Origin of the sequence: Pedobacter sp. JY14-1 (assembly GCF_029269825.1) — a bacterium.
Taxonomy (GTDB): Bacteria; Bacteroidota; Bacteroidia; order Sphingobacteriales; family Sphingobacteriaceae; genus Pedobacter.
Genome location: NZ_JARJHU010000001.1, coordinates 159128 through 184928 on the forward strand (window position 1 = coordinate 159128; position 25801 = coordinate 184928).

Below are 25801 nucleotides of genomic sequence, written 5' to 3' on the forward strand. Positions count from 1 at the left end.
GCGCCCTAAAATATATTACATCAATCAAATATGAAACTATCTCAGTTTAAGTTTAATCTTCCGGATTCATTAATTGCCAGTACACCTGCGGACCAGAGGGATGAGGCCCGCTTAATGGTTTTGCATAAGGATACCGGCAAGATAGAGCACAAAATATTCAAGGATATCCTGGGATATTTTGACGACAAAGATGTAATGATCCTGAACAACACCAAGGTATTCCCGGCGCGTCTTTATGGAAATAAAGAAAAAACCGGTGCGACCATAGAGGTATTTCTCCTGCGTGAGCTCAATAAGGAGCTGCGCCTGTGGGACGTACTGGTAGACCCTGCACGTAAGATCAGGGTAGGCAACAAGCTCTATTTCGGCGATGATGACCTGCTCGTGGCAGAAGTTGTCGACAACACCACCTCACGCGGAAGGACCATACGTTTTCTTTTCGACGGCACTGACGAAGAATTCAGAAAGAACATAGAGATCCTCGGTGAAACGCCGCTTCCGAAATACATCAAACGCAAGGCTACCGCCATGGACAAGGAGCGCTACCAGACCATCTTCGCCAAACATGAAGGTGCGGTTGCTGCGCCTACGGCCGGTCTGCACTTCAGCAGGGAACTGATGAAACGTCTTGAACTGAAAGGTGTAGACTTCGCCGAAGTCACCCTTCACGTCGGACTGGGCACTTTCAGGACCGTTGAGGTGGAAGACCTGACCAAACATAAGATGGACTCGGAACAGTTCATCATTACCCAAAAGGATGCCGACATCGTGAACAACGCCATTGAAAACAAAAGACGTGTTTGTGCTGTCGGTACGACCTCTATGCGTGCCATTGAATCTGCCGTGTCTTCACACAAAACGCTGAAGGCCGCAAATGACTGGACAAGTAAGTTTATATTCCCGCCCTATGAGTTCAGCATTGCCAACTCTATGGTTACCAACTTCCACACGCCTGAATCTACCTTGCTGATGATGATCTGTGCATTCGGCGGCTTCGACCATGTTATGAACGCATACGAAATTGCAGTTAAGGAAAAATACCGTTTCTACAGCTATGGCGATGCCATGTTGATCATCTAAAAACAGAATACATAAAAATCTCATAGGAGATTTGAGGCAAAAGCGCCTTAAATCTCCTATTTTTGTGGGTACCCAACCCATCTGACATGACGAAGTATTATGCAATATTGGTCGCCGGCGGTTCAGGAAACCGGATGCAAAGTGCTGTAGCCAAACAATTCCTGCTCCTCAACGACAGACCCGTCATCATGCATACCATAGAAGCTTTTTACAGATGCGGAATGAGCCCCCAGATCTTTGTGGTGCTCAATAAACACCAGCATTTCTATTGGGCAGAACTTTGCAGCATCCATCATTTTAAAATCCCCCACCAGGTAATCGAAGGTGGCGCACAAAGGTTTCATTCCGTAAAGAACGGACTTGATGCCATAACGGATGAAGGTATTGTGGCGGTACACGATGCAGTGCGGCCGCTGGTCTCTCCTGAACTGATCAGCAGATGTTACCACGAAGCGGAAAAAAGCGGAAACTGCGTCGCTTATGTAAAACCCACAGATTCGATCCGGAAGATCAACCCCGAAGGTGGCAGTACAGCAGTAAACCGCAACGACTTTGTCATGATCCAGACCCCGCAGACCTTCCGTGTCAGCCAGCTGAAACAATGTTACCAGACACCTTATGTTCCTGAATTTACAGACGACGCATCCGTTGCGGAATACAACGGCGTCAGCATACAGCTGATCGAAGGCGAACGGGAAAACCTGAAGATCACCTACCCGGAAGATCTCGTGGTAGCAGCCATCCTGTTAAAAAAAAGGGGCTACTGAAACAGCAGCCCCGGACTTATCTTGTCAGACCTGATTAAGCCGCTCCCCGGATAACCCTGAGCAGGATAGCAATAATGGCGATCACCAGTAAGACATGGATGATACCGCCGGTATAATAACCACCAAAGAAGCTGATTGCCCAGATAATAACCAGAATTACCGCGATCAAATAAAGTAGATTTCCCATAGTTTTTTGTTTTTAAAAGTTATTGTTTAAGATAGATGTCACCATGATTTTAAATTCATGACATGATATAAACAATAAAATCACAAAAAGGTTCGGAACAAAAAAGCCCCGGATCGTTTCCGGGGCTTTTCATATGGCTACACTGCCTTAGTATTCATCTTCATTAAAGAAGAAATCATCTTTTGTTGGATAGTCAGGCCAGATTTCTTCGATTGTCTCATAAGGTTCGCCATCGTCCTCAAGCGCCTGCAGGTTCTCGATAACTTCCACAGGAGCCCCCGATCTGATACCGTAATCAATCAATTCATCTTTTGTTGCGGGCCATGGAGCGTCTTCCAGGTGCGATGCTAGTTCTAATGTCCAGTACATATTAAGTTACAATTAAGTTATCCTATAGTTGTTCCGCAAAAGTATATTAAAAAACATGAGCCAAACAAACTTTTTTTTCCACCATACCAAGTTACCAACAATGTCAGCGACGAGGTTTCCAGACGATCTCGTCGGTATCTCCATCTGAACTCAGTTTGCGTGCCAAAACAAACAAATAATCACTTAACCGGTTTAAATATACCGTCATTTTTTCGTCAACATCACTGTTTTCAGCCAGTTGGACAATCAATCGTTCCGCCCGCCGGCAGATACACCTGGCGATATGACAAAATGACGAAGCGGTATTACCCCCTGGCAGTATAAAATGCTTCAGCGAAGGCAATCCGGCCTCCATCCGGTCAATTTCATTTTCCAGCAGTTCCACATCCCCGGGAATAAGACCGGGCAATACCATTGTCGATTTGCCGGGATCGGCGGCCAGTAACGACCCGATCGTAAATAACCTGTCCTGTATTTCCGCCAGCACTGCTTTCAGCCGGGTATCCATTTCCTGGCAGCGCAGCAGGCCGATATAGGAATTGAGTTCATCTATAGTACCATAACACTCGATCCGGTGATGGTATTTCGGTACCCGGGTACCACCGATCAGCGAAGTCTGTCCCTTATCCCCCGTCCTGGTATAGATTTTCATCCCTGGAGTTTATACGATTTTCTCAAAGTCACTTCCCTTTATTTCCAGGTTGTTCAGCCTGGGAGAAACGGTTTTGATATCCGTATTCTTGTAATCCTTTTCAATCAGTCCGTCACGCATCCTCACGATACGGTGGGCGTGCTGGGCAATGTCCTCCTCATGAGTGACCAGTATAATGGTGTTACCTTTACTGTGTATATCCTCCAGAAGCCCCATAATTTCTATGGAAGTCTTCGTATCCAGGTTTCCCGTAGGTTCGTCGGCCAGAATGATCGAGGGGTCATTGATCAGTGCCCTGGCCACTGCCACACGCTGACGCTGTCCACCGGAAAGTTCATTAGGCTTGTGGGTCACCCGGTGCCCCAGCCCTACGTTTTCCAGCGCCTTTTGTGCCCTTTCCTCCCGTTCCCGTTTACCGGCACCCGCATAGATCAGGGGAAGCGCCACATTGTCAAGGGAAGTGGAACGGGGCAGCAAATTAAAGGTCTGGAATACAAAACCGATCTCCTTGTTTCTCACCTCCGCCAATTCATTGTCCGTCATATGGCTTACATCCGTCCCGTTCAGGATATATTGTCCCTTACTCGGCGTGTCCAGACAGCCCAGTATATTCATCAGTGTAGACTTTCCTGAACCTGAAGGCCCCATCAGCGCAACAAACTCACCCTTGTAGATGTCCAGGGAAACCGATTTGAGTGCATGGATCACTTCAGATCCGATTACATATTTCCTCCCGATGTCCCTGATGTTGATTAAGGCTTTTTCCATTGCTTTTCTATTTTTACTGACCCTCAGTTTTTCGTTTTTAGACCATTCGCCCTCCGCGATGTTACAACAGGACTATTTTTCAATGATCTTAGGCACCATAAAAAACCGTTCGTTATGAACTGCAGCATTCTTCAGCCCTTCCTCCGTACTGATCTCCTGCCTGACGACGTCTTCCCGCCAGATGTTTTCCTCATGGTTCATGTATACCAGCGGCTCCACGCCGGTCGTATCCAGTTCATTGAGCTTTTCCATAAAGGTAAGTATCTTGCTCATGTCACCGATCAGAGTGTCAATATCCTTATCTTCAACCTCAATCCTGGCCAGATCGGCCACCTTTTCAATTGTTTGCTTATCTATGATCATTTATAGACCAGTTTACTGTTTATCAGATCAAAAATACGGTCTTTCAGGCTATCTGCATCATTAATATTTAAATCTGAGGTAGAAACCGGCTTATGCACATAAATATTACATATTCCCGGTCTTGTGCCGTACCTTACCCCGTCGTCCCAGATCACCTTCCATATATTGGTCAGGCTCACGGGTACGATAGCGACATTCTTTTCAATGGCCAGGCGAAACGGACCATTTTTAAACTCCCCGAGCTTCGGCGGATAGGTATCGTCGATCTTCCCCTCCGGAAAAATGATCAGGCTCATGCCCTTATCCAGGTTATCGGCTGCCCTTTTAAAAGCCCTGAAGGACGACATCCTGCTCTCCCGGTTCACGGGAATATCAATTGTCCTGAAAAAGATCTTCAGCACCGGGTTGTCAAGAAGCTCCTCCTTTCCCATAAAGTGAAAGCGCCCCCTGCCCAGGATACACATGGCCATAATGTCATAATTCGAAGAATGGTTGGCGCAATAAATATAAGTCCTGTCCTTTTCCAGCGCCTGCTCAAAATCAAATACATAAAACACTCCCGTCAGCGCACTGATGATGAAGCTGTCTGCCTTTCTCAGCCAGTTCAGTATCCTGTACCCCCCCGGCCTTCTTGACGCCAGGTAAAAAAAAGGAGAAAAGAGCGCGGAAAATACCAGGATGATCACAAGTGAATAGATGCGGTGGGCCTGCCTTAAAAATGAGATCATGATAGCTAAACTACAAATATAATTTATAATTTCGGGGCCATGAAAGAAACGGTAGTTAGCGGGATACGGCCTACAGGGCAGTTACACCTCGGCAATTATTTTGGCGCAGTAACCAATTTTGTAAAGATGCAGTACGACTATAACTGCTATTTCTTTATAGCCGACCTCCACTCCCTGACCACTCATCCAACCCCGCAGGACCTGCATGGCTACGTCAGGCACGTCCTGGTAGAATACCTGGCCTGCGGAATTGACCCCGAGCAATCTACCATATATATACAGTCAGATGTTCCCGAGGTAGCAGAACTTTACCTTTACCTCAACATGAACGCCTACATGGGAGAGCTGGAAAGGAGTACTTCTTTCAAGGACAAGGTCCGTTCGCAGCCCGACAATGTCAATGCCGGCCTGCTCACCTATCCTACTTTAATGGCCGCTGACATCCTCATTCACAAAGCGGTAAAGGTACCCGTGGGCAAAGACCAGGAACAGCACCTGGAAATGACACGCACCTTTGGAAACCGCTTCAACAGGCTTTATCACGCCGACTATTTCCCCGAAGCATTTGCCTTCAGCTACGCACAGCAACTGGTCAAGGTACCCGGTCTTGACGGAAAGGGAAAAATGAGCAAGTCCGGCGGTGACAGCAACTGCATCTACCTTGCCGACAGCCCCGAAGCCATCCGCAAAAAAATGTCCAGGGCCGTTACCGACGGTGGTCCGACGGTGGAAAACCAGGCCAAGCCGGAAGCCATACAGAACCTTTTCGACCTCATGAAGATCGTTTCATCTGCAGATACCCTGGCCCATTTCGACGGATTGTATAACCAGATGGCCATCCGTTACGGCGATTTCAAGAAACAGCTGGCAGAAGACATGATCCTGTTCAATTCGCCTATCCGCGAACGTATCGAAGAACTCTCCAAAGACACGGACTATCTGCGCAAAGTGGCCCGGCATGGCGCAGAAAAGGCCCGTGAAAGCGCCAGGAAAACCATCAGCGACGTCCGGTCCCTGATCGGTTTTAAGGCATTTTAAATTTCAGTTATTGCTTTTTAGGTATTAGATTTGGGCCAGCAATCCAAAATCTGAATACATATGCATATCGCGATAGTCGGGAACATCGGCGCAGGAAAAACCACGCTTACCAGCTTACTGGCAAGACACTATGGCTGGGAGGCCCTCTATGAAGCAGTAGAGAACAACCCCTACCTCGAAGACTTCTACAGTGACATGAAAAGATGGAGCTTTAACCTGCAGATCTATTTCCTGAACAGCCGTTTCCAGCAGATCGTAGAAATACAGAGTCTTGGAAAAAACGTCATCCAGGACAGGACGATCTATGAAGACGCACATATCTTCGCCGACAACCTGCATGAAATGGGGCTGATGACCACCCGCGATCATGCCAATTATAAAGCCATCTTCGCCAACATTACCTCATTTATCAAAGCTCCCGACCTGCTGGTCTACCTGCGCGCATCTGTACCGACGCTGGTCAACAACATCCAGCGCCGCGGCCGCGAGTACGAAGCTGGTATCCGCATCGATTACCTGTCCAAGCTCAACGAAAAGTACGAAGCCTGGATCAGAGACTATAAGCTGGGCAAGCTGCTTATCCTCGACAAGGACAAACTCGATTTCACGAGCAATCCGGAAGACCTGGGCACCATTATCCAATCCATAGAAGCAGAGATCAACGGCCTGTTCTGATGGATATCCTGGGCATTATCCCTGCACGCTACGCCTCAACCCGTTTTCCGGGCAAACCCCTCGTCGAAATTAAAGGCAAGACCATGATCCGCCGGGTCTATGAACAGGCCAGCCAGGCAGGCAGTCTCAGCCAGATCGTGGTGGCCACCGATGACGAGCGTATCGCAGAAGAAGTAAGGAACTTCGGGGGGCAGTATATACTGACCGCATCAGACCACCAGAGCGGCACAGACCGCTGTGCAGAGGTCGCCGGGCTCCTGCCCGAGTTCGGGGCGATCATCAATATTCAGGGTGACGAGCCCTATATCGACCCCCGGCAGATCGAACTCCTGGCCTCCTGCTTCCTTCAACCTGCCACTCAACTGGCTACACTGGTCAAAAAGATCAGTGGCGAACATGAACTCTTCAATCCCAATATCCCGAAAGTAGTAACCAGCGTTACCGGTGAAGCCATCTATTTCAGCAGACATCCCGTTCCCTATCTGCGCAATACCGCAACAGAAAACTGGCTGGAAAAGCATCAGTACTACAAACATATCGGCATTTATGGCTACCGCCGGGATACTTTGCTGGAAATCACCAGGCTGCCGCCATCTTCACTGGAACTGGCCGAGAGCCTGGAGCAGCTCCGCTGGCTGGAAAATAATTACCGTATTGTCACGAAAGTTACCGATATTGAAACCATTGCAATAGATACTCCCGAAGACCTGGAAAGATTAAACAGTAATCTATGAGACGCTTAGTTACCGGCATCCTGCTTTCAGCCGCTTTCCTTTCCGCATGCAGCCCTGGCAAAAAGGAAACCATAACCGCTGCCGATATGCAGAAGACCTTCGTTAAACCCTTCAGTGATAGCCTGAGTGCCGATACCTTTCGTCTGCAGATCGAAGGAGAAAGGCCCGAAGATATGCGGCTGCATTTTACCATCACCTCCTTTCGAAGCCAACAGATCTACGATACCCTCATCCCTGCCTCTTCATTGTTCAAAAACTACGATGCCACCATTAACCTGAACAAGAAGAACAACCAGATCAAATTCCTCAAGGAAGAGATGAGCCGTTTCTTTGATGAGGAAAATTTCATGGAACCTGCCGTTACCGAAAGTGAGAGGCCCGATAAAAATGTTCCCGACAAGGCTTTTTTTGAAGAACTCAAACAAAAGCCGCTGAACGGTTTCGCTTACCGGCTGGGCAAGGACCAGAAAATCTACATTGCCTGGTCAACCCTGCAAGGAAAGGTAAAAACCTATTATTCCTGCTGCAAACCATAAAACCGATGCTTGCCGCCAAAATTTCTGACCTGGGAAACTAACATTATATACCTTGCTAAATCGTATTAATCTTACTTTTCTAAAAAATGTTAACAAAAATATTATGATGTTAACAAACTTTATACTATGTTTATATAACCAAACCAAATGAAAGCCAGTATTTCGGCTTCAAAAACAACCTTTAATATTCTAACCAAATATACTTTCGAACAAATCGCCCGGTCATTCTCCGGGCTTTTTTTTTACCTGACAGCTTCAAACATCCTGGTGATTCCCCGTTATAACTCTTTTGCAGTCTTTTCAACAAATATGGAAAAAACGTTATTTTAGACCAGTGCAGCCACCCCGCATTATGTTGAAAAGATTGGGCATTTTACTATTATTTCTCTTCCTGCTGCAGGCTGCACATGCGCAAAGGGCGGGAATATCCGGTACAGTAACCGATACACTGGAAAAAAGAAAGCTGTATAACAGCACGGTGTCTTTGCTGCGTACAACCGACAGCCTGCCCGTCAGAAGCACCAGGACCAACCGCAACGGTTATTTCCTGCTGGACAGTTTGCCCAGGGGCGATTATAAACTGCGCATCAGCTATCCGAAGATGTCAGATTACATCACCAATATCCGGCTTTCAGATACCACACATTACCATCTGGGCAACATTATCCTGGAACTGAGGTCAGAGCTGCTGAAAGAGGTGGTCATCCAGGCCAGGAAAAAAGCCATCACTGTTCAGGGAGACACGGTCACTTTCCAGGCCGACAGTTTTTCTGTCAGCAAAAGTGCAAATGTCCAGGAACTCTTTAAAAAACTTCCCGGAATCAGTATAGACAACAAGGGCAACATCAGGACACAGGGCAAGGAAGTGCGTACCGTATTGGTAGACGGTGACAATTTTTTCGGAGACGACCCGCTGATCGCCACCAGATACCTGAAATCCAGTGCGGTAGAAGAGGTACAGGTCTATGACCGGAAAAGCAAGGCCGCAGAACTCAGCGGGATCGATGACGGCATCCGGCACAAAACCATCAATATCAAGCTTAAGGAAAACGCCAGGAGCGGCTATATCGGTGCGCTTGACGGCAATTACGGCACCGGAAAGTTCAAAGACTTCGGCGGTATGGCCGGCATCTTCCAGAATACCCTTAAAGCCGCCGCCTTCGCCACATGGTCCAATCTCGCCAACGAATCCAGGATCAACAGGTCTATGCGGAAGCTGAAGGGCGAAGACTACGACATCATTGAAGTAGGTGACGATGGCAGTTCCGTAATGTATGCTTCAGGTATCGACGACGACGATGACTATGGCTCGCCGACAGGCGGCCGTCCCGAAAACCTGAACCTGGGCGGGCACTTTTCAGAGAAGATCACCAATAAGCTGGGCCTGAAGATCAATGCCAGATATTTTGATTACCGCAGCACCAACACCACCACGGCAACTACCGAAGAGCTATTGCCCGGTGGTGCATTGTTCCTGGGTTCCAGCCGTACCGACGACCACTCGAAGAGTGTCGGCGAAAACATCCGCGGCGGCTTCAGCTATGCCTTAGACCCAGGTACCGTCCTGAAGATCTCCTTTGGAGCCAGGCAGGCCAGGAACCTGCTGAATTCAAAAACCGAGGACAATACCCGCAATGGTGACGGCAAGTTCATCAGCCAGAATATTCAGTCCAACAGTGGTTCAGGCGATGCAGACACCTTTAACGGTAACATCAACTGGTCTAAACGGTTCAGCAAACGTGGCCGTACCCTATCCATAGACCTGCAACCTGAAAGCCAGTCTGCCCAGGAAGCACAGACCAGTTTCAACCGCACGGTCTACTTCGATGACAGCAGCAGGCCCGAACGTTCAGAGGTTACGGACCTCAGGAAAGAAAATTCAATCCGGCAGAACTCACTGGGTGCCCGGATCAGTTATACCGAACCGATCGCTCCGAACTGGGCCATGGAAGCAGGCTACAGCTTCAAGACCATTTCTTCGGCAAGTAACCGGCTGGTCAGCAATGATGAGGACCTGCGCATCGATTCACTCAGCAACAGCTTCCGCTTCATTAATTTTTCCAACGTAGGTAAGTTCATCCTGCAATATAAGGTCAACAGGTTTTCCATTTCTACCGGCATGGAAGCCACACAAACACGGTTTGAGCTTAAAGACCTGGACCGGGAAACAGATTTCGACCGTAATTACCTCAACCTAGCCCCTTCCGCGAACCTGTTTTACAAGGTCAGTGACAACAACACCCTTTCTGCCAACTATAACGGCTATATGCAGCAACCCAGCATCAGCCAGCTACAGCCTGTTCTCCAGCTCAATAACCCCCTCTACCAGGTCGTCGGAAATTCCGAACTGCGTCCCTCCTTTACCAATAACTTCGGCTTGTCGTTCAACAGTTCCAGCTTTCAGACCGACGAATACATCTCCGCTTATGTCAGCTATGGCTTTACCAATAACGCCATCGCGGAGACGGAGATCGTAGACGAGTTCAACAAACGCATTTCCAGTTTTATCAACCTCAACGGGATCAACTCCACCGCTGCGAATGTCTATTATTCAAAAGGAATCCCCGGCATCCATTTCCGCTTTGGGCTCGATCTGGGCTTTAACAGCACCAACAACATATCCGTCATTAATTTCACCAGGAACAAAACACGCAATAACCAGTATAACATCCGCGGCAGCCTCAGTTATTATACCCAGAAAATAGACCTTAGCTATGCGCCGTCTGCAAGTTTCTTCTCCGGCCGTTCCTCCATCGGCGACATCAATGACGGACGTACACTGAGCCATGACCACGAATTCTCAGGCACCCTGCAATTGCCCGGAAAGGTCGAGTTCAACACCACACTTTCCCTTTCTTTCCGTCCGCCCAACGCCTCATTTGAACGGAGGCTCAATACGGCCATCCTGAACAGTTACCTGGCCACCAAACTGCTGAAAGACGAATCCCTCGAGCTGAAGCTTACCGTAACCGACCTGCTCAACCAGAAGATCGGCTACGGACGTTATGTAGGCGGGAACATCAAAAGCGAAAATACCTTCAGCTACATCCCCCGGTATGCCCTGATCGGACTCAACTGGAACCTGGGTGGTAACTTCATCCGCAAAACCCCGGCGCAGTAAACATTTCAGCCCTAAGCCCTTACCTGCAGGTTCCGGCCCTGGTCCGTTCATTTTTAAAATTCCGCCATCGCTTTTGTTTTATTTCCTATCTTTGTATCCCGTACAAAAACAATAAGACACTCAGAAAACTGTCTTATTATTCAGAAACTCATTAACATGACTAAGTATATTTTTGTTACGGGCGGTGTTACTTCCTCATTGGGAAAAGGCATCATTTCCGCTTCACTGGCCAAGCTGCTCCAGGCACGCGGCTACCGGGTAACCATCCAGAAATTCGACCCTTACATCAACATTGACCCGGGAACCTTAAACCCATACGAGCACGGCGAATGCTATGTGACTGAAGACGGCGCAGAGACCGACCTGGACCTTGGTCATTACGAAAGATTTCTGAATGTACCTACCTCACAGGCCAATAACATTACCACCGGACGCATTTACCAGAATGTCATCAATAAGGAAAGACAGGGCGAGTTCCTGGGCAAGACCGTACAGGTGGTGCCGCACATCACCGACGAGATCAAGCGCAACATGCGGATCCTGGGTGAAAGCGGCGAATTCGACATCGTGATCACCGAACTGGGCGGTACTGTAGGCGACATCGAATCTCTGCCCTTTATCGAAGCCGTGCGCCAGTTCAAATGGGAAGCAGGCGCCAACAATGCCATCGTTATCCACCTGACCCTCATCCCCTTCCTCGCTGCGGCAGGCGAGCTGAAGACCAAGCCGACCCAGCACTCGGTAAAGGCCCTGCTGGAATACGGTATCCAGCCCGATATCCTGGTCTGCCGTACCGAGCACCACATTACACCCGAAATCCGCAAAAAGATCGCGCTTTTCTGCAACGTCAACGTCAATGCCGTGATCGAATCTATAGATGCCGATTCGATCTATTCCGTGCCGCTGCTCATGATGAAGGAGCAGCTCGACAAGACCGTACTCACCAAACTCAAGCTCGCTCATAAGCACGAGCCGGATATGGAAAGCTGGAAAGACTTCCTGGGAAGGCTCAAGAATCCGATCTCCGAAGTCACCATCGGCCTGGTAGGTAAATACGTCGAACTGCCCGACGCCTATAAATCCATTACCGAATCCTTTGTGCATGCCGGTGCGCGCAATGAATGCAAGGTACGCGTGCAATACATCCACTCCGAAGAGATCTATCCGGATAATGCGAAGGAAAAGCTCGGTCACCTCGATGGCCTGCTCGTAGCCCCCGGCTTCGGAAGCCGCGGTATCGAAGGCAAGATAGAAGCCATACGTTACGCCCGTGAAAACAACCTGCCCTTCTTCGGCATCTGCCTGGGTATGCAATGTTCCGTGATCGAATTTGGCCGCAACGTGCTTGGCCTGAACGATGCCAATACCACGGAGATCGACGAAGATACCCCGCATCCGGTCATCAACATGATGGAGGACCAGAAAAACATCAGTACCAAGGGCGGCACGATGCGCCTGGGCTCCTATCCATGCGACCTTAAAAAAGGTACCAAAGCCTATGCAGCCTATGGTAAGGCGCACATTACGGAACGCCACCGTCACCGCTACGAGTTCAACAACGCCTACCTGCAGCAATATGAAGAAGCAGGCATGACCGCTTCGGGCATCAACCCGGAGAGCAAACTCGTAGAGATTGTCGAACTCAAAAACCATCCTTTCTTTGTTGGCGGCCAGTTCCACCCCGAATTAAAATCGACAGTTGCCAATCCTCATCCGCTTTTTGTTAAATTTGTCGCCGCCGCGATAGACTTTTCAAAAAAGAAAACTAAATAATACGCGTTTAAACCAACATAATGGATAAGAATACATTCACAGGGTTATTCCTGATCTTAATCGTCCTGGCAGGTTCATTCTACTTCTTCAAGCCGAGCGAGGCCGAAATCAAGAAGGAAAAGGAAAGGATCGCCCTCGATTCCGCAAAAAAAGCCGGGCAGACCAGCCCCGCAACGACAGCAGCAGTCGCTGCACCAGCACTGGACTCCGCTGCGCTCAAAGGCCCGTTCGGCGCCCACATGAGCGGGACAGCCCAGGTCAGCGTACTGGAAAACGAAAAGCTGAAGCTTACCTTCAGCAGCAAAGGCGGGCGCATCCTGTCCGCAGAAGTTAAGGGCCAGAAAAGCTATGAAGGCAAACCCGTTGTGCTGTTCAGCGGAGACGAAAACCGTTTCGGCCTCAACCTGATTGCAGCCGGCCGCAACTTCAATACCAACGATCTTTACTTTACCGCTGCAAAGAACGGCAATAAGCTCACCATGCGCGCAGACTATGCGGCAGGCAGGTTCATCGAATACGTCTATGAACTGAAACCACAGACCAACAACCTGGTCTTCCACATCAAACTGAACGGTATGAACCAGGTGCTGCAGGGCAATACCATCAACCTCAACTGGGAAACTACCTTACAGCAGCAGGAAAAATCACTGGCCAACGAACAGCGTTATTCTGCACCGTATTACAAATACGTCAATGAAAACCCGTCCCACCTGAATGTGGCCAAAGACGAAAAAGAGGAACTGAAAGACGGTAAGATCGAATGGATCTCCTTCAAGCAACACTTCTTTTCCGCGGTACTCCTTCCTTCGGTGCCTTTTGAAAAAGGTGAGCTGGAAGTTAAGGTCACCACGCAGCCGGGCATTGTCAAATGGTATGCTGCCCAAATGCAGCTGCCGTTCAACCAGCAGAACGTGCAGAACTATGGCTTTACCTTTTATTTCGGAACCAATAAATTCTCTACCCTGAAAGACCAGGGCCACGAGATCGAGAAGCAGGTAGACTTAGGTTACTGGCCTTTGAAATACATCAACCGCTTTGTCGTACTGCCCGTATTCAACTGGCTGGAGAGCTTTGGCTGGAATTACGGCCTAATCATCCTGCTGCTGACCATCGCACTGAAAGTAGCCATGTCGCCGCTGACCTATAAATCTTATTTGTCCATGGCCAAAATGCGTATACTGAAACCTGAAATGGATGCCATCAAAGCTAAGATCGGGGAAGACAACCCTACCCTTTTACAGCAGGAATACCTGAAACTGTACCGCCAGGTAGGTGTTAACCCGCTGGGTGGCTGTCTGCCTATGCTGCTGCAGCTGCCTTTTGTAATGGCTTTCTTCTTCTTCTTCCCCAACCTTTTCGAGTTGCGCGGAGAAAGCTTCCTCTGGATGAAGGACCTGTCTACCTATGACGATTTCATCCGCTTCGGCTTCACCATTCCGGTACTGGGCGACCACCTGAGCTTAATGTGTATCCTGATGACCGTATCTACCCTCATCTATACGTATTTCAACAATCAGATATCGGGTGCGACCGGCCAGATGAAATACATCGGCTACATCATGCCGATCGTATTCCTGGGTGTGCTGAACAGCTACCCTTCCGGCCTGAACTATTATTACTTCCTGGCCAACATGCTGACCTTTGCGCAGCAGTTCATCATCAAATCTATGGTAGATGACGAAAAGATCCACCGTACCCTGCAGGAAAACAAAACCAAGCCGCAGGAGCAAAAGAAAAAATCCAAGTTCCAGGCGAGGCTCGATGATTATATGCGTCAGCAGCAGCAGGTACAAAACCAGCAAAAGAAAGATAAATAAATCATAAAAAAGGGCGTCCATCCGGGCGCCCTTTTTTTATTCCCTGCGCTTCTCCACCCGCATTTTTAAACTTTTTTCCTTAGTGCTTCCCCGGATGCTGAACGGATATTGGACTGGTATTGGTCTGGTATTGGACTGGTATCGGACTGGTCACCATCTGGTCAAACCAGTAAAAACACAGTTTAAAGCCTGTTTTGCAGCAATGGATGCCCAGTCTTAATCTGCGCTTTACCTCGAGGTATCCGTTCATAACTATTTTGTAAAAAAAATATGAGGTCGGGGCCAGAGTTTAATTTTTTTTGCAATTTTCAGGGACTCATTCCGAGCGGGAAAAACACACAAATAAACTATGTTCAAGTATCTAAGCCTGACACTCCTATTGTTTGCGAGCGTATGCTCGGCCCAGAAGAAACCACTGGACCATTCGGTTTACGATTCCTGGGAATCGGTATCCGCTAAGAAACTTTCTGCCAACGGCAACTGGGCGGCCTATGTCATCAGTCCGCAACAGGGCGATGGCCATCTCTACCTGGCCAGCCTGGCAGGCAGCACCCGGCTGAAAATACCCAGGGCAGAAGGTCTGGAATTCAGTGCCGATGGAAAATATGCGGCATTCTTTATCAAGCCATTGTATGCCCAGATACGCGAAGCGAAGATCAAAAAGAAAAAGCCGGATGAGATGCCGAAGGATACCCTGGGTATCGTTGACCTGACCAGCATGGCCGTGACGAAGGTGCCAAGGGTAAGGTCTTTCCGCCTGCCTGAAAAAGACCTGGCGCTGCTGGCCTATCAGCTGGAGAAGCCGTTGGAAAAACCTCAGGACAAAGCTGCCGACACCTTGAAAAAAACAGGTACGGACAATAAAAAGGAAGATAGCAATATCGGGACTGAACTGATATTCAGGAATCTGGCGACAAATGCAGAACGAAGCTTCAAATATGCCGGTGAATACCGGTTCAGCAAGAACGGAAAGCAGCTGGCATTTGCGGTTACGGGTTCTAAAAGGGAACCGGAAGTAAAGCCGGGCGTATTCCTGCTGAATACACAGAAGGGAACCATTAAGACGCTGGTCGGCAAGAAGGGCAATTACAAAAACCTCATGTTTGATGAAGACAGTGAATCGCTGGTATTTCTGGGAGAACAAAGCCCGGAGAAACAAGAGGTCAAGGACTACATGATTTACTTCAACTCACCGTCGCTGGACACCGCACAGGTGCTGGTAGACCGGGAAATTACCGGGATGCCTGAAGACTGGTCGGTAAGCGGGGACGGCAGGCTGGTCTTTAACAAGGAAGGGACCCGGTTGTTCTTCGGTATCGCTCCGGTGAGAAAGCCCAAGGATACGACACTAGTAGAGTTCGAGCACGCGAAACTGGACATCTGGGGGTATAAGGATGACTACCTCCAGCCGATGCAGCTGAAAAACTCTGAACAGGAGCTGAAAAGGAATTATCTGACCGCCATCGATATCTACAGCAGTGACGTGAAGATCGTACCGCTGACCGATGCGAAACTGCCTGACGCGGCGCTCATGGATGAAGGGAACTCGCCCTACGTAATGGCCTGGACAGATTTCGGAAACCGTGTGCAGTCGCAATGGAGCGGCAGCAGCATCAGGGATTATTATTTAGTCGATGTAAAAACAGGTGTACGGAAAAAAATCATTTCCGGACTGCCCGGCACGGCATCAGCTTCCCCTTCAGGCAAATATGTTTTGTATTTTGACAAGCGCAGCTCAGGCTGGTTTACCTATGCCGTAGCAACCGAAAAAGTAACGCAGATCAGCACAGGGATCCCCACCAAAGTGGCAGATGAACTGAATGATGTGCCCGAAGAACCAGGTGCCTACGGCATTGCAGGCTGGACAGAAGATGACCGTTCCGTGCTGGTTTATGACCGCTATGACATCTGGGATTGCTCCCCGGACGGAAAGGAGGCGCCCAGGAATGTGACCAATGGTTTCGGGCTGCAGAATAAGATCACCTTCAGGTATCAGAACCTGGATACGGAACAGCGTTTCCTGGAACGGAAGCAGACGGTGGTACTGGATGCATTTAACAACCTGACCAAGGAAAACGGCTTTTACCTTGCCAACATCGGAGGTGGCAGGAACCCTGAACTGCTGACGATGGAAAAGGCCGGTTTTTCGCCACTTGTAAAGGCTAAACATGCAGACCGCTACCTGTTTGACAAGGGCAGCTATGTCAATTCGCCCGATGTATATGCATCACAAGACCTGAAGACGGCGCAGAAATTAAGCAGCACCAATCCGCAGCAGCAGAATTACAACTGGGGCACCGCGGAGCTGGTGAAGTGGACGACACCAAAAGGCCATGCTTCAGAAGGCATTTTATACAAGCCGGAAAACTTCGATGCCGCAAAAAAGTATCCCATGATCGTCTATTTTTATGAGAAGCTTTCAGACGGGCTCTATAACTATATCCCTCCTGCCCCTACGCCGTCCAGGCTGAATATTTCCTACTTTGTGAGCAATGGCTACCTGGTCTTTACACCGGATATCAGTTATGAGAAGGGTTACCCCGGCCGCTCTGCCGAAGAGTACATCAACTCGGGGGTAGATGCACTGGTGAAGAATTCCTGGGTAGACAGTACCAGGATCGGGCTGCAGGGCCAGAGCTGGGGTGGTTACCAGGTGGCTTACCTCATCACCCGTACGGGCCGGTATGCAGCGGCATGGGCCGGGGCGCCGGTTGCCAATATGACTTCGGCTTACGGAGGTATGCGCTGGGAAAGCGGGATGAACCGTCAGTTTCAGTATGAGAAGACACAGAGCCGCATCGGGGCTACACTCTGGGAAAAGCCGGAACTCTATATCGAAAATTCGCCATTGTTTGGCCTGCCTAAGGTAACTACCCCGCTTGCGATCATGGCAAATGATGCCGATGGTGCCGTGCCCTGGTACCAGGGGATCGAATTGTTTACGGGACTGAGGCGCCTTGGAAAACCGGTATGGCTGCTGAACTATAATAACGAGGCGCATAACTTGGTCCAGCGGCAGAACCGGAAGGATATCCAGATCAGGGAGCAGCAGTTCTTTGACCATTACCTGAAAGGTGCAAAGGCACCGGTATGGATGGCAGGCGGTATTCCGGCTACGGAAAAGGGCCGCAACTGGGGCTTTGACCTGACGGATGAAAAGCCATGATATTTTGCTACCTTAAGGGCGTAAAAAACTAAACGGTATTCATGGCATTGAGCAGGATCTGGTCGGCCTTTATCATTGTGGCCATTGTGGTGGCCGGTATAAAGTGCTTTTTCTTTGGCCAAAGCGACATTTTCAACTGGATGGTGATCGGAAAGGCCGATGATGCGGCCAATCCGCTGAAGCTGGACGGTGTCATCGAGACTTGCTGGACGGCGGTGAACATCTGCCTGAAGCTGATCGGCATTATGGCGCTGTTCATGGGTTTTATGAGCATCGCCGAGCGTGCCGGTGGTATACGCCTGCTGTCGAGGATCATTGGCCCCTTTTTCGCCAGGCTGTTTCCCGGAGTACCGGCGGGACACCCGGCTACCGGCCATATGGTCATGAATTTCTCGGCAAACCTGCTGGGGCTCGACAATGCGGCCACGCCTTTTGGCCTCAAGGCAATGGAGAGCCTGCAGGAACTGAACCCTGACAAGGAACGTGCCTCCAATGCGCAGATCATGTTCCTGTGCCTGCATGCCTCGGGCCTGTGCCTTATCCCGGTAAGCGTCATCGCCATCAGGGCCTCCCTGAACTCGGCCAACCCTACAGATATTTTTATTCCCTGCATGATCGCCACTTTCGCTGCGACGATGGCGGCGATGCTGATCGTATCCTTTAAACAGCGGATCAACCTTCTTCAACGAGCCATCCTTGCCTGGGTGCTGGGCCTTTCGGCGGTGATTGCCGGTCTGGTCTGGTACCTGGTACGGCTGAGCACGGCAGAGCTGCAGTCTTTTTCGGGTATACTGAGCAACGGCTTACTGCTGCTGATCTTTTTGCTGATCGTCAGCGGTGCGCTGTATAAGAAGATCAATGTGTTCGATGCCTTTATCGAGGGGGCGAAAGGCGGCTTTGAAACGGCCATCCGCATTATCCCCTATCTGGTGGGAATGCTGATCGCGATCAGCCTGCTGAGGACGAGTGGTACCTTCGACCTGATCATTAATGCCCTGAAAAGTATTTGTACCGCTATAGGTGCAGATTCCAGGTTTATTGACGGTATCCCTACTGCACTGATCAGGCCGCTGAGCGGCGGCGGTGCCAGGGGTATGATGGTCGATACGATCACGACCCACGGTGCCGATTCCTTTGCGGGAAGGCTGGCCAGTATTTTACAGGGTTCTTCGGATACTACCTTTTACGTGATCGCCGTGTATTTCGGCGCGGTAAATGTGAAGGATACGCGGTACGCGATCGGTGCGATGCTGCTGGCAGACCTAGTAGGTGTATGCACAGCTATCGGGTTGTGTTACCTGTTTTTTGGCTGATTTCCCAAAGGGGCAGCTAAATCAGGCAGCCAGCTGGGCCTTCACGACATTGACCAGGTTATTGATATCAAAAGGTTTGGCGATAAAAGCCTGGGGCGCATTGGGCAGCTTCAGGGTATGTTGCAGGTCATGGCTTGCAGAGATCATAATCACTGGGATGCCGCTGTACCTTTCGTCCATCTTTATCCTTCCGCAGATTTCCCTGCCATCAAGGCCACCCAGCATGACGTCAAGCAGGACCAGGTCCGGCCTGAAGTCACCGAGCGTCTCAAAAACTTTGGCTCCGTCGGTTAAAGTAGCTACTTCAAACCCCTCTTCTTCCAGTACCATCCCGATGATTTCCACGATAGCGCGGTCATCATCAATAGCTAAAATTTTCATAATCATTAATTGTTATCTGATTAACAGCTATTTACATGCCATATTTTTCAGGAAGCCTGCTTCCGGTGTCAAAAAAAATAAACAGATGACAATCTGCTGCATGATTTATACTAAATAATTTAGCATATTTGATATATGCTTTATGCAGTTGTAGATATTGAAACTACCGGCGGATACGCATCCGGGAACGGCATTACAGAGATTGCCGTACTGGTGCATGACGGAATCTCTATCCTGGAACGCTACGAAACGCTGCTCAACCCGGGCCAGGAAATACCTGTCTACATACAGGCGCTGACGGGTATCACGGATGAAATGGTAGCAGATGCGCCCAGATTTGAGGATGTGGCCGGCAGATTATATGAATTGCTGCAGGACAAGGTATTTGTAGCCCACAATGTGAATTTTGACTACTCTTTTGTAAGGCACCAGCTTGGAAGCTGTGGTTATGAACTGCAAAGCAAAAAATTATGTACCGTGCGTATGAGCCGGAAGCTGCTGCCGGGGCATGCGTCCTACAGTCTGGGAAAATTATGCAATACGCTGGGCATCAGTATCAGCAACCGTCACCGCGCCGGAGGGGACGCAGAAGCTACCGCCGTTTTGCTGGCCATGCTCGTAGCAGCCGATACTGAGGGGCTGATCGGGAAGATCCTGGGGCGGGGCGCGAAGGAACAAAACCTTCCCCCCAACCTTCCACGCACGGAAGTAGACAAACTGCCGCTCTGCCCGGGAGTCTACTATTTTAAGGACAGTAAGGGCAAGGTCATTTATGTCGGCAAGGCCAAAAGCCTCCGGAAGCGGGTATCTTCACATTTCACCGGCAATAACACCGGACGGCAGCGGCAGAACTTCCTGAAGGACATCTATAGCATAGACTTCGAGGTATGCGCGACGGAACTGATGGCCTTCATCCTGGAGGCCGCGGAGATTAAGCGGCTATGGCCGGATAACAACCGGGCCATGAAACGATTTGAACACAAATATGGCCTGTATGTATTTGAGGACCAGAAAGGTTATCTTCGGCTGGGGATCGACAAATATAAGCGCTTTGTGCCCGCCTTGTACAGCTTCAATACATTGCTGGACGGGCATAATCTGCTGAGAATGCTGGCCAGCGCGCACGTGCTCTGCGAGAAGCTGTGCAGCATACAGCGGGGCCGCCTTGCCTGCACGGCCCATGCTGAGGGAGGCTGTGCGGGAGCCTGCATCGGTAAGGAATCTGCAGCCGCCTATAATGTACGTGTAAAATATGCCATGGCAGACCTGAAAGCCATGCTGCCTTCATTCGCCCTGATCGACGAAGGAAGACACGGGGAAGAACGCAGTTGCCTGCTGGTTGAAGAAGGCAGGTTTTACGGAATGGGTTATATTGCAGGCAGCGTTTCTGCGCCTGAACCGGGCATGCCTGCGGCTGATCTGCCGGGAACCGCCGAGGCGCTGAAACCTTTGCTGAAGCCCCTACCCTCCAATGACTACATCGTGAACCTCGTACTTTCGCATGCGGAGCGGTTTCCGCACAAAAAGCTATTGCTCTGATGAAATTGACCCACACACCCGGAAATCGGTGATCACACCGTAAATTTGTAAATGAAATGGCGAATCGCGACATTGGACAAATGACTACACTCCATATAAAAAACATGGTCTGCAACCGCTGTATCCTGGTGGTGCAGAACGAACTGGAGAAACTTGGCCTCCAGGTAGAAAGTGTGAAGCTTGGAGAAGCCACGGTAGCAGATACACTTTCTTCCGAAAAGAGTGCGCAGCTGGAAGAGATCCTGGTGTCCCTGGGTTTTCAGGTCATTGATGACAAGAAGGGACGGATCATAGCAGAAATTAAGCGCATCATCATCGAACTGGTCCACTACCGGGACGAAGGGCAAAAGAACAATCTTTCTGATGTACTGAGCAGGGAGCTGCACCATGATTACAATTACCTTTCCAACTTGTTTTCCGAAGTAGAGGGTACAACGATCGAAAAGTACCTGATCGCCCAGAAGGTCGAACGTGTCAAGGAGCTTTTGGTGTATGATGAACTTTCACTGAGCGAAATCGCCTTTAAACTCAACTACTCAAGTGTGGCCTATCTCAGTAACCAGTTTAAAAAAGTGACGGGCCTGACACCCAGTCAGTTTAAAAAAATCGGGGAAGAAAAGCGGACCCCGCTTGACCAGGTGTAAGGTCCTCCGGAGTCTGCAGGCCAGCCAGGCGAATGCGCTACAGCAAGATCAGCTCAATGACCGGAACGCTGTAAGGAGGTTTGGATCTGGGTAGTGTGAGTACCAGGCTGTTGCCATCTCCCTTGTTCTTTTGTATGATGAGCTCAGAATTATCATTTAAGAACTGCGCGTACTTTACTTTGTCCTTTAACCCCGGCAAGCTGATTTCGCCCGGTTTGTAGTCAAACAAATGCACGTACAGGCGTTTCGTCTTTGGGTTATAGGTATAGCGGACATCATCGCCGGCCTTAATCTCAGCCGGAGCGTAAGTGCAGCCATAGATCGACTTCTCGTTGGCATGCATCCAGTAGGCAAGACTGTCAAGGGCACGGTTCGCACGAAAATCAAACTCACCCCTGGCCGTAGGCCCGACATTTAGAATCAGGTTACCACCGTTAGCTACTGAAGTGATCAGCAGATCAAGGACCTGTTTAGGTGTCTTCCAGGTATTCTCGTCACGGTGATAGCCCCAGGAACCGGAAAAAGTCTGACAAGTCTCCCAGGTCTTTCCCCTGTATTTTACCAGTTCAGTAGCCTTTACCTGCTCGGGGGTTTCAAAATCCTCTGCGCCCGGAGTGTCGCCAAGGTCCAGGCGGTTATCGACGATGATGCCTGGCTGAAGTTTCCTGATCAGCCTGAGCAGTTCAAGGGCTCCCCAGTCCTCCTTACCTTTTCCATGTCCGTTTTTATTCGGATAAGAAAAATCCAGCCAGAGTATATCGATCTTCCCATATTTGGTCAGCAGCTCTGTGATTTGATTTCGTATGTACTGGCGGTATTTTGCCATATCGCGGCCCTTGTTGAGCGCCGCATATTCAGCTTCTGTAATCCCGTTGTGGGCCAGCGGGTGAAGTTCATCCACCGTAAAATCCGGATGGTGCCAGTCTATCAGTGAGTAATAGAACCCTACTTTCATACCCTGCGCGCGGAAAGCGTCGACATATTCCTTTACCAGATCCCGCCGGGCAGGCGTATTTGTCGACTTATAGTCTGTGTACTTGCTGTCGAACAGGCAAAATCCTTCGTGATGCTTGGTGGTAAGCACGGCATACCTCATCCCTGCTGTCTTTGCCTTTAATGCCCAGGCTTTGGGGTTATACTGATCCGGGTCAAAAAGGCTGAAATAGGGCTGATATTGTTCGTTAGTCATCAATTCATAGCGTTTTACCCATTCATGTCTTGCCGGCAGCGAATAAAGTCCCCAGTGTATAAACATGCCAAAACGGTCGTGATTCCACCAGGACATCCGCTGCTCCTTTTGGGCAGCTGTTTCAGCCGGCAGTGGTTTTTGAGAATAGGTATCTGCAGCCAGAAGTGCCGTGATGACCAGACAAAGAAATGTGCTTTTAAAAGTTAACTTACAGGTGCTCATTTGGTTAGTGGTCAATGGTGTTCAGGGAAACTCAGTTTCAATCATTGCCAGATGTAAGATAGCCGAGATTATCCGTGATGTCTTAAGCGTATTTACCTAATTGTTAAGCTTTTTTATCCAATTTAGGATTCAGTGGAGGCAACGTCGTTTTCATGGTGCATTGCCTGCTAAGCGCGCTGAGGTCATGAAAAATGATGAAAAATTTGCGCTTGTTACACTGTTTTTATATCTTTGGCGCTCCCAAACGGATGCCTCGGTAGCTCAGTTGGATAGAGCAACGGTTTTCTAAACCGTGGGTCAGGGGTTCGAATCCCTTCCGGGGTACTTAAATTGACATATCCTGTTTGATATGCGCCTAATGATAAAAAGCCCGCTAATAAAGCGGGCTTTTTTTTTTAACCAGTCTGTTATGCAGCCCCTATCCGGCTGACGGTTTGCTAGTAATTCAGACTCAAGCCAACACCAAAACCCATATCACTGTCGTAATGCGTACGGATGCCGATGTTCCGGGTCAGGATATACCGCAGGTCAGCCATATATTCCATATCTGTGTTGACCATAAATCCCGCTCTTAACCGTTTTGAAACGGGAATATCTTCCCGCATCAGCGAAAGCCTTGTTATACCGTCATGATAAACCTCTGCCTGGAAATTAACCAGCATGGGCAGCGTGTACATCACCCCGAGGCTCAGGGCACGGCGGGTGTCCTTTTTGTTGACCTGGCCGAACAGGTTCTTCTCGTGTTCGTCCATACCCATTTTTCGGTACCTGTAATCAAAGCCGATAAATGGCATCAGCCATTGCATTTTACCAATGTAACGGCCCAGGTGCGTTTCGGTTTCAAAGCCGTGCATATTGCTGTAACCCAAACGCCATTCGGTGCCCAGGCTCCAGCGTGCCTTCATCAGCATCGCTTCCCCGTCATTGCCATTGCTGGCAAAGTCGTTTTGCGCCGACAGGTGGACCATGTCACTTTCCTGCTGCAACTTTTTATAGGCTTTCGCCTTATCGGGCAGTTCCGGGTTATCATAGTCGCCAACCGCCATGACCCGGTTCATACCCGACATCATGTGGTAAAGGATGTGGCAGTGAAAGAACCAGTCACCTTCTTCATTGGCCAGAAACTCAATGGTGTCGGTTTCCATCGGCATGATGTCTATGATGTTTTTCAGCGGGGAATTATCGCCATGCTGGTTCAGCAGCCTGAAATCAAAGCCATGCAGGTGCATCGGGTGGCGCATCATCGAATTGTTGTGCAGGGTGATCCGCAGAACCTCGCCTTTTTTAACCGGGATCTTATCACTTTCCGACAGGATACGGTTATCCATGCTCCATACATAACGGTTCATACTGCCTGTTAGGGTAAACTTCAACTCTTTAACCGGGGCCTGCTTAGGGAGCGATGTTTTATACGGAGATTTCAGCATGGAATAGTTCAGCGTGACCAGGTCAGGGCCGGTGATCTCCGGATACATGACCACGTTCATGTCCATCTGGTTCAGGCTCATCTCCATACCCATATCATCCAGGTCGCCGTTCATCTTCATCATGCCGTTCATCATCTTCATGCCCTCGAAATACTTCAGGCGAGGCATGGGTCCAACAGGCTGCCGCACTCCGTTGCCGATGAAATAACTGGCAGACTGGGTGCGGTCTTCGGTGGTGGCCATCAATTCAAACGCCTTTTTATCTTCGGGAATGGTAACCACAACATCGTAAGTTTCCGATACGGCGATGATCAGCCGGTCTACTTCTACAGGTTCTACGTCGTTACCATCACTGGCTACCACTACCATTTTGCCGCCGCCATAGCGCAGCCAGAAGTAAGACGAGGCGCCGCCGTTAGCGATCCGCAGGCGTACTTTATCACCTGCCTTCAGCGGCGTTCCGTCTACGGTCTTCAACTCAGCCAGGTTTTGTCCGTTGAGCAGGATCTTATCGTAATACACATCACTTACGTCCATAGCCAGCATACGTTTCCATTCATTGGTGATCTTGGTCTTGAAGTGACCGCTACGCACCGCCTCTGCATAACTCTGGGTTGCACCTTTACGAATGGCAAACCAGTCGCTGGCATTGTGCAGCATCCGGTTTACATTATCAGGGTTCAGGTCTGTCCATTCACTGATCATCAGGGGAACGGTGGGAAGGTCATCAATGCCACTGCGAAAGGTTTTATCGTCTGACCGCTTGTGCATGATGAAATTGCCGTACATGCCGATCTGTTCCTGAAGGCCGGAATGAGAGTGGTACCAGTGTGTGCCGTGCTGAATGATCGGAAAACGGTAGGTGTAAGTCGTGCCGGGCCCGATGGGTTTCTGGGTGAGAAAAGGCACTCCATCCTCTTTATTCGGCAGAAACACCCCATGCCAGTGCAGAGAGGTACTTTCCTTCAGCAGGTTATGCACCACGATTTCAGCAGTATCGCCTTCATTGAACTCCAGTGTAGGCATAGGTATTTGTCCGTTCACAGCTATGGCCCGTTTTATCTTTTTACCATAGCTGACCAGCGTATCTTTCACATACAGGTCGTAGTGGATGGTTTTCGCCGGCCGTACCGGCCTTATGACTTTTGTCCTTGCCGGTGACATGCTTACGACAGGTTCCTGCTGCTGCTTATTGCTGCCTGCCTGGAGATGATGGGTATGCTCCTGTGCCTGGCTGAACAAACCGCCAGCTATCAGCAACAATATGATGCTCAATCTCCTCATCTGTCCTTCTTTTTTTAGTTCCTCTATT

The 25801-nt window shown here is 49.6% G+C and carries 23 protein-coding genes and 1 tRNA gene; 14 read left to right on the top strand and 10 right to left on the bottom strand.

Annotation, left to right across the window (positions count from 1 at the left end):
* The first annotated feature begins 30 nt into the window (after nucleotides 1-30).
* A complete protein-coding gene (gene queA, locus P2W84_RS00675; RefSeq protein ID WP_276088168.1) occupies nucleotides 31-1080 on the top strand; it encodes a tRNA preQ1(34) S-adenosylmethionine ribosyltransferase-isomerase QueA in 1050 nt (349 codons plus the stop codon).
* Between the two features lie 86 nt (nucleotides 1081-1166).
* Complete coding sequence (locus P2W84_RS00680) at nucleotides 1167-1847, top strand: 2-C-methyl-D-erythritol 4-phosphate cytidylyltransferase (protein ID WP_276088169.1); 681 nt, start codon at nucleotides 1167-1169, stop codon at nucleotides 1845-1847.
* A 34-nt stretch (nucleotides 1848-1881) separates the two neighbouring features.
* On the opposite strand, the gene P2W84_RS00685 is transcribed toward P2W84_RS00680, so the two are convergent.
* The 6 genes from P2W84_RS00685 to P2W84_RS00710 form a co-directional block, all read right to left on the bottom strand.
* Nucleotides 1882-2034 carry a lmo0937 family membrane protein gene (locus P2W84_RS00685; protein ID WP_276088170.1) on the bottom strand — a complete coding sequence of 51 codons (153 nt, stop codon included), beginning with the start codon at nucleotides 2032-2034 and terminating at the stop codon, nucleotides 1882-1884.
* Nucleotides 2035-2181: 147 nt separating this feature from the next.
* Nucleotides 2182-2403: a DUF2795 domain-containing protein gene (locus P2W84_RS00690; RefSeq protein ID WP_008240955.1), complete on the bottom strand. Its 222-nt coding sequence runs from the start codon at nucleotides 2401-2403 to the stop codon at nucleotides 2182-2184.
* Between the two features lie 103 nt (nucleotides 2404-2506).
* Nucleotides 2507-3055, bottom strand: a complete 549-nt coding sequence (locus P2W84_RS00695) for a cob(I)yrinic acid a,c-diamide adenosyltransferase (RefSeq protein ID WP_276088171.1) — start codon at nucleotides 3053-3055, stop codon at nucleotides 2507-2509.
* Between the two features lie 9 nt (nucleotides 3056-3064).
* The gene (locus tag P2W84_RS00700) at nucleotides 3065-3823 is read right to left on the bottom strand and encodes an ABC transporter ATP-binding protein (RefSeq protein WP_276088172.1); all 759 of its coding nucleotides are present in this window, start codon (nucleotides 3821-3823) and stop codon (nucleotides 3065-3067) included.
* Between the two features lie 72 nt (nucleotides 3824-3895).
* Nucleotides 3896-4186, bottom strand: coding sequence for an Asp-tRNA(Asn)/Glu-tRNA(Gln) amidotransferase subunit GatC (gene gatC, locus P2W84_RS00705; RefSeq protein WP_276088173.1), 291 nt, complete (start codon nucleotides 4184-4186; stop codon nucleotides 3896-3898).
* Nucleotides 4183-4914, bottom strand: a complete 732-nt coding sequence (locus P2W84_RS00710; protein ID WP_276088174.1) for a 1-acyl-sn-glycerol-3-phosphate acyltransferase — start codon at nucleotides 4912-4914, stop codon at nucleotides 4183-4185. The genes gatC and P2W84_RS00710 overlap by 4 nt, the downstream gene beginning before the upstream one ends.
* Before the next feature lie 39 nt (nucleotides 4915-4953).
* On the opposite strand from P2W84_RS00710, the gene trpS reads away from it, so the two are divergent.
* From trpS to yidC, 7 genes are all read left to right on the top strand, one after another.
* The gene (gene trpS, locus P2W84_RS00715; protein ID WP_276088175.1) at nucleotides 4954-5952 is read left to right on the top strand and encodes a tryptophan--tRNA ligase; all 999 of its coding nucleotides are present in this window, start codon (nucleotides 4954-4956) and stop codon (nucleotides 5950-5952) included.
* Between the two features lie 60 nt (nucleotides 5953-6012).
* The gene (locus P2W84_RS00720; RefSeq protein WP_276088176.1) at nucleotides 6013-6627 is read left to right on the top strand and encodes a deoxynucleoside kinase; all 615 of its coding nucleotides are present in this window, start codon (nucleotides 6013-6015) and stop codon (nucleotides 6625-6627) included.
* Nucleotides 6627-7361: a 3-deoxy-manno-octulosonate cytidylyltransferase gene (gene kdsB / locus P2W84_RS00725; RefSeq protein WP_276088177.1), complete on the top strand. Its 735-nt coding sequence runs from the start codon at nucleotides 6627-6629 to the stop codon at nucleotides 7359-7361. Before P2W84_RS00720 ends, kdsB begins: the two co-directional genes overlap by 1 nt.
* Nucleotides 7358-7897 (top strand): hypothetical protein, encoded by a 540-nt coding sequence (locus P2W84_RS00730; protein ID WP_276088178.1) that lies wholly within the window; start codon nucleotides 7358-7360, stop codon nucleotides 7895-7897. Before kdsB ends, P2W84_RS00730 begins: the two co-directional genes overlap by 4 nt.
* 352 nt (nucleotides 7898-8249) lie before the next feature.
* Nucleotides 8250-11018: an outer membrane beta-barrel protein gene (locus P2W84_RS00735; protein WP_276088179.1), complete on the top strand. Its 2769-nt coding sequence runs from the start codon at nucleotides 8250-8252 to the stop codon at nucleotides 11016-11018.
* A gap of 156 nt (nucleotides 11019-11174) precedes the next feature.
* Entirely contained in the window at nucleotides 11175-12791 is a 1617-nt protein-coding gene (locus P2W84_RS00740; RefSeq protein ID WP_276088180.1) for a CTP synthase, read from the top strand.
* A gap of 20 nt (nucleotides 12792-12811) precedes the next feature.
* Nucleotides 12812-14608, top strand: a complete 1797-nt coding sequence (yidC, locus tag P2W84_RS00745; RefSeq protein ID WP_276088181.1) for a membrane protein insertase YidC — start codon at nucleotides 12812-12814, stop codon at nucleotides 14606-14608.
* Nucleotides 14609-14687: 79 nt separating this feature from the next.
* On the opposite strand, the gene P2W84_RS00750 is transcribed toward yidC, so the two are convergent.
* Nucleotides 14688-14858, bottom strand: coding sequence for a hypothetical protein (locus P2W84_RS00750; RefSeq protein WP_276088182.1), 171 nt, complete (start codon nucleotides 14856-14858; stop codon nucleotides 14688-14690).
* A 99-nt stretch (nucleotides 14859-14957) separates the two neighbouring features.
* On the opposite strand from P2W84_RS00750, the gene P2W84_RS00755 reads away from it, so the two are divergent.
* Complete coding sequence (locus tag P2W84_RS00755; protein ID WP_276088183.1) at nucleotides 14958-17774, top strand: prolyl oligopeptidase family serine peptidase; 2817 nt, start codon at nucleotides 14958-14960, stop codon at nucleotides 17772-17774.
* 41 nt (nucleotides 17775-17815) lie between these two features.
* Nucleotides 17816-19087, top strand: coding sequence for a spore maturation protein (locus tag P2W84_RS00760; RefSeq protein ID WP_276088184.1), 1272 nt, complete (start codon nucleotides 17816-17818; stop codon nucleotides 19085-19087).
* A gap of 21 nt (nucleotides 19088-19108) precedes the next feature.
* On the opposite strand, the gene P2W84_RS00765 is transcribed toward P2W84_RS00760, so the two are convergent.
* Entirely contained in the window at nucleotides 19109-19468 is a 360-nt protein-coding gene (locus tag P2W84_RS00765; RefSeq protein ID WP_276088185.1) for a response regulator, read from the bottom strand.
* 135 nt (nucleotides 19469-19603) lie between these two features.
* Here P2W84_RS00765 and P2W84_RS00770 point away from each other — a divergent pair, with 135 nt between their 5' ends.
* On the top strand, nucleotides 19604-21007 hold the full coding sequence (locus P2W84_RS00770) for an exonuclease domain-containing protein (RefSeq protein ID WP_276088186.1): 1404 nt from the start codon (nucleotides 19604-19606) through the stop codon (nucleotides 21005-21007).
* Between the two features lie 80 nt (nucleotides 21008-21087).
* A complete protein-coding gene (locus P2W84_RS00775; protein WP_276089025.1) occupies nucleotides 21088-21651 on the top strand; it encodes an AraC family transcriptional regulator in 564 nt (187 codons plus the stop codon).
* Between the two features lie 37 nt (nucleotides 21652-21688).
* Here P2W84_RS00775 and P2W84_RS00780 read toward each other — a convergent pair whose 3' ends face one another.
* Entirely contained in the window at nucleotides 21689-23062 is a 1374-nt protein-coding gene (locus P2W84_RS00780) for an alpha-L-fucosidase (RefSeq protein ID WP_276088187.1), read from the bottom strand.
* Nucleotides 23063-23312: 250 nt separating this feature from the next.
* On the opposite strand from P2W84_RS00780, the gene P2W84_RS00785 reads away from it, so the two are divergent.
* Nucleotides 23313-23386: transfer RNA gene (locus P2W84_RS00785), tRNA-Arg, on the top strand.
* A gap of 113 nt (nucleotides 23387-23499) precedes the next feature.
* Here P2W84_RS00785 and P2W84_RS00790 read toward each other — a convergent pair.
* Complete coding sequence (locus P2W84_RS00790) at nucleotides 23500-25773, bottom strand: multicopper oxidase domain-containing protein (protein WP_276088188.1); 2274 nt, start codon at nucleotides 25771-25773, stop codon at nucleotides 23500-23502.
* Nucleotides 25774-25801 lie beyond the last annotated feature (28 nt).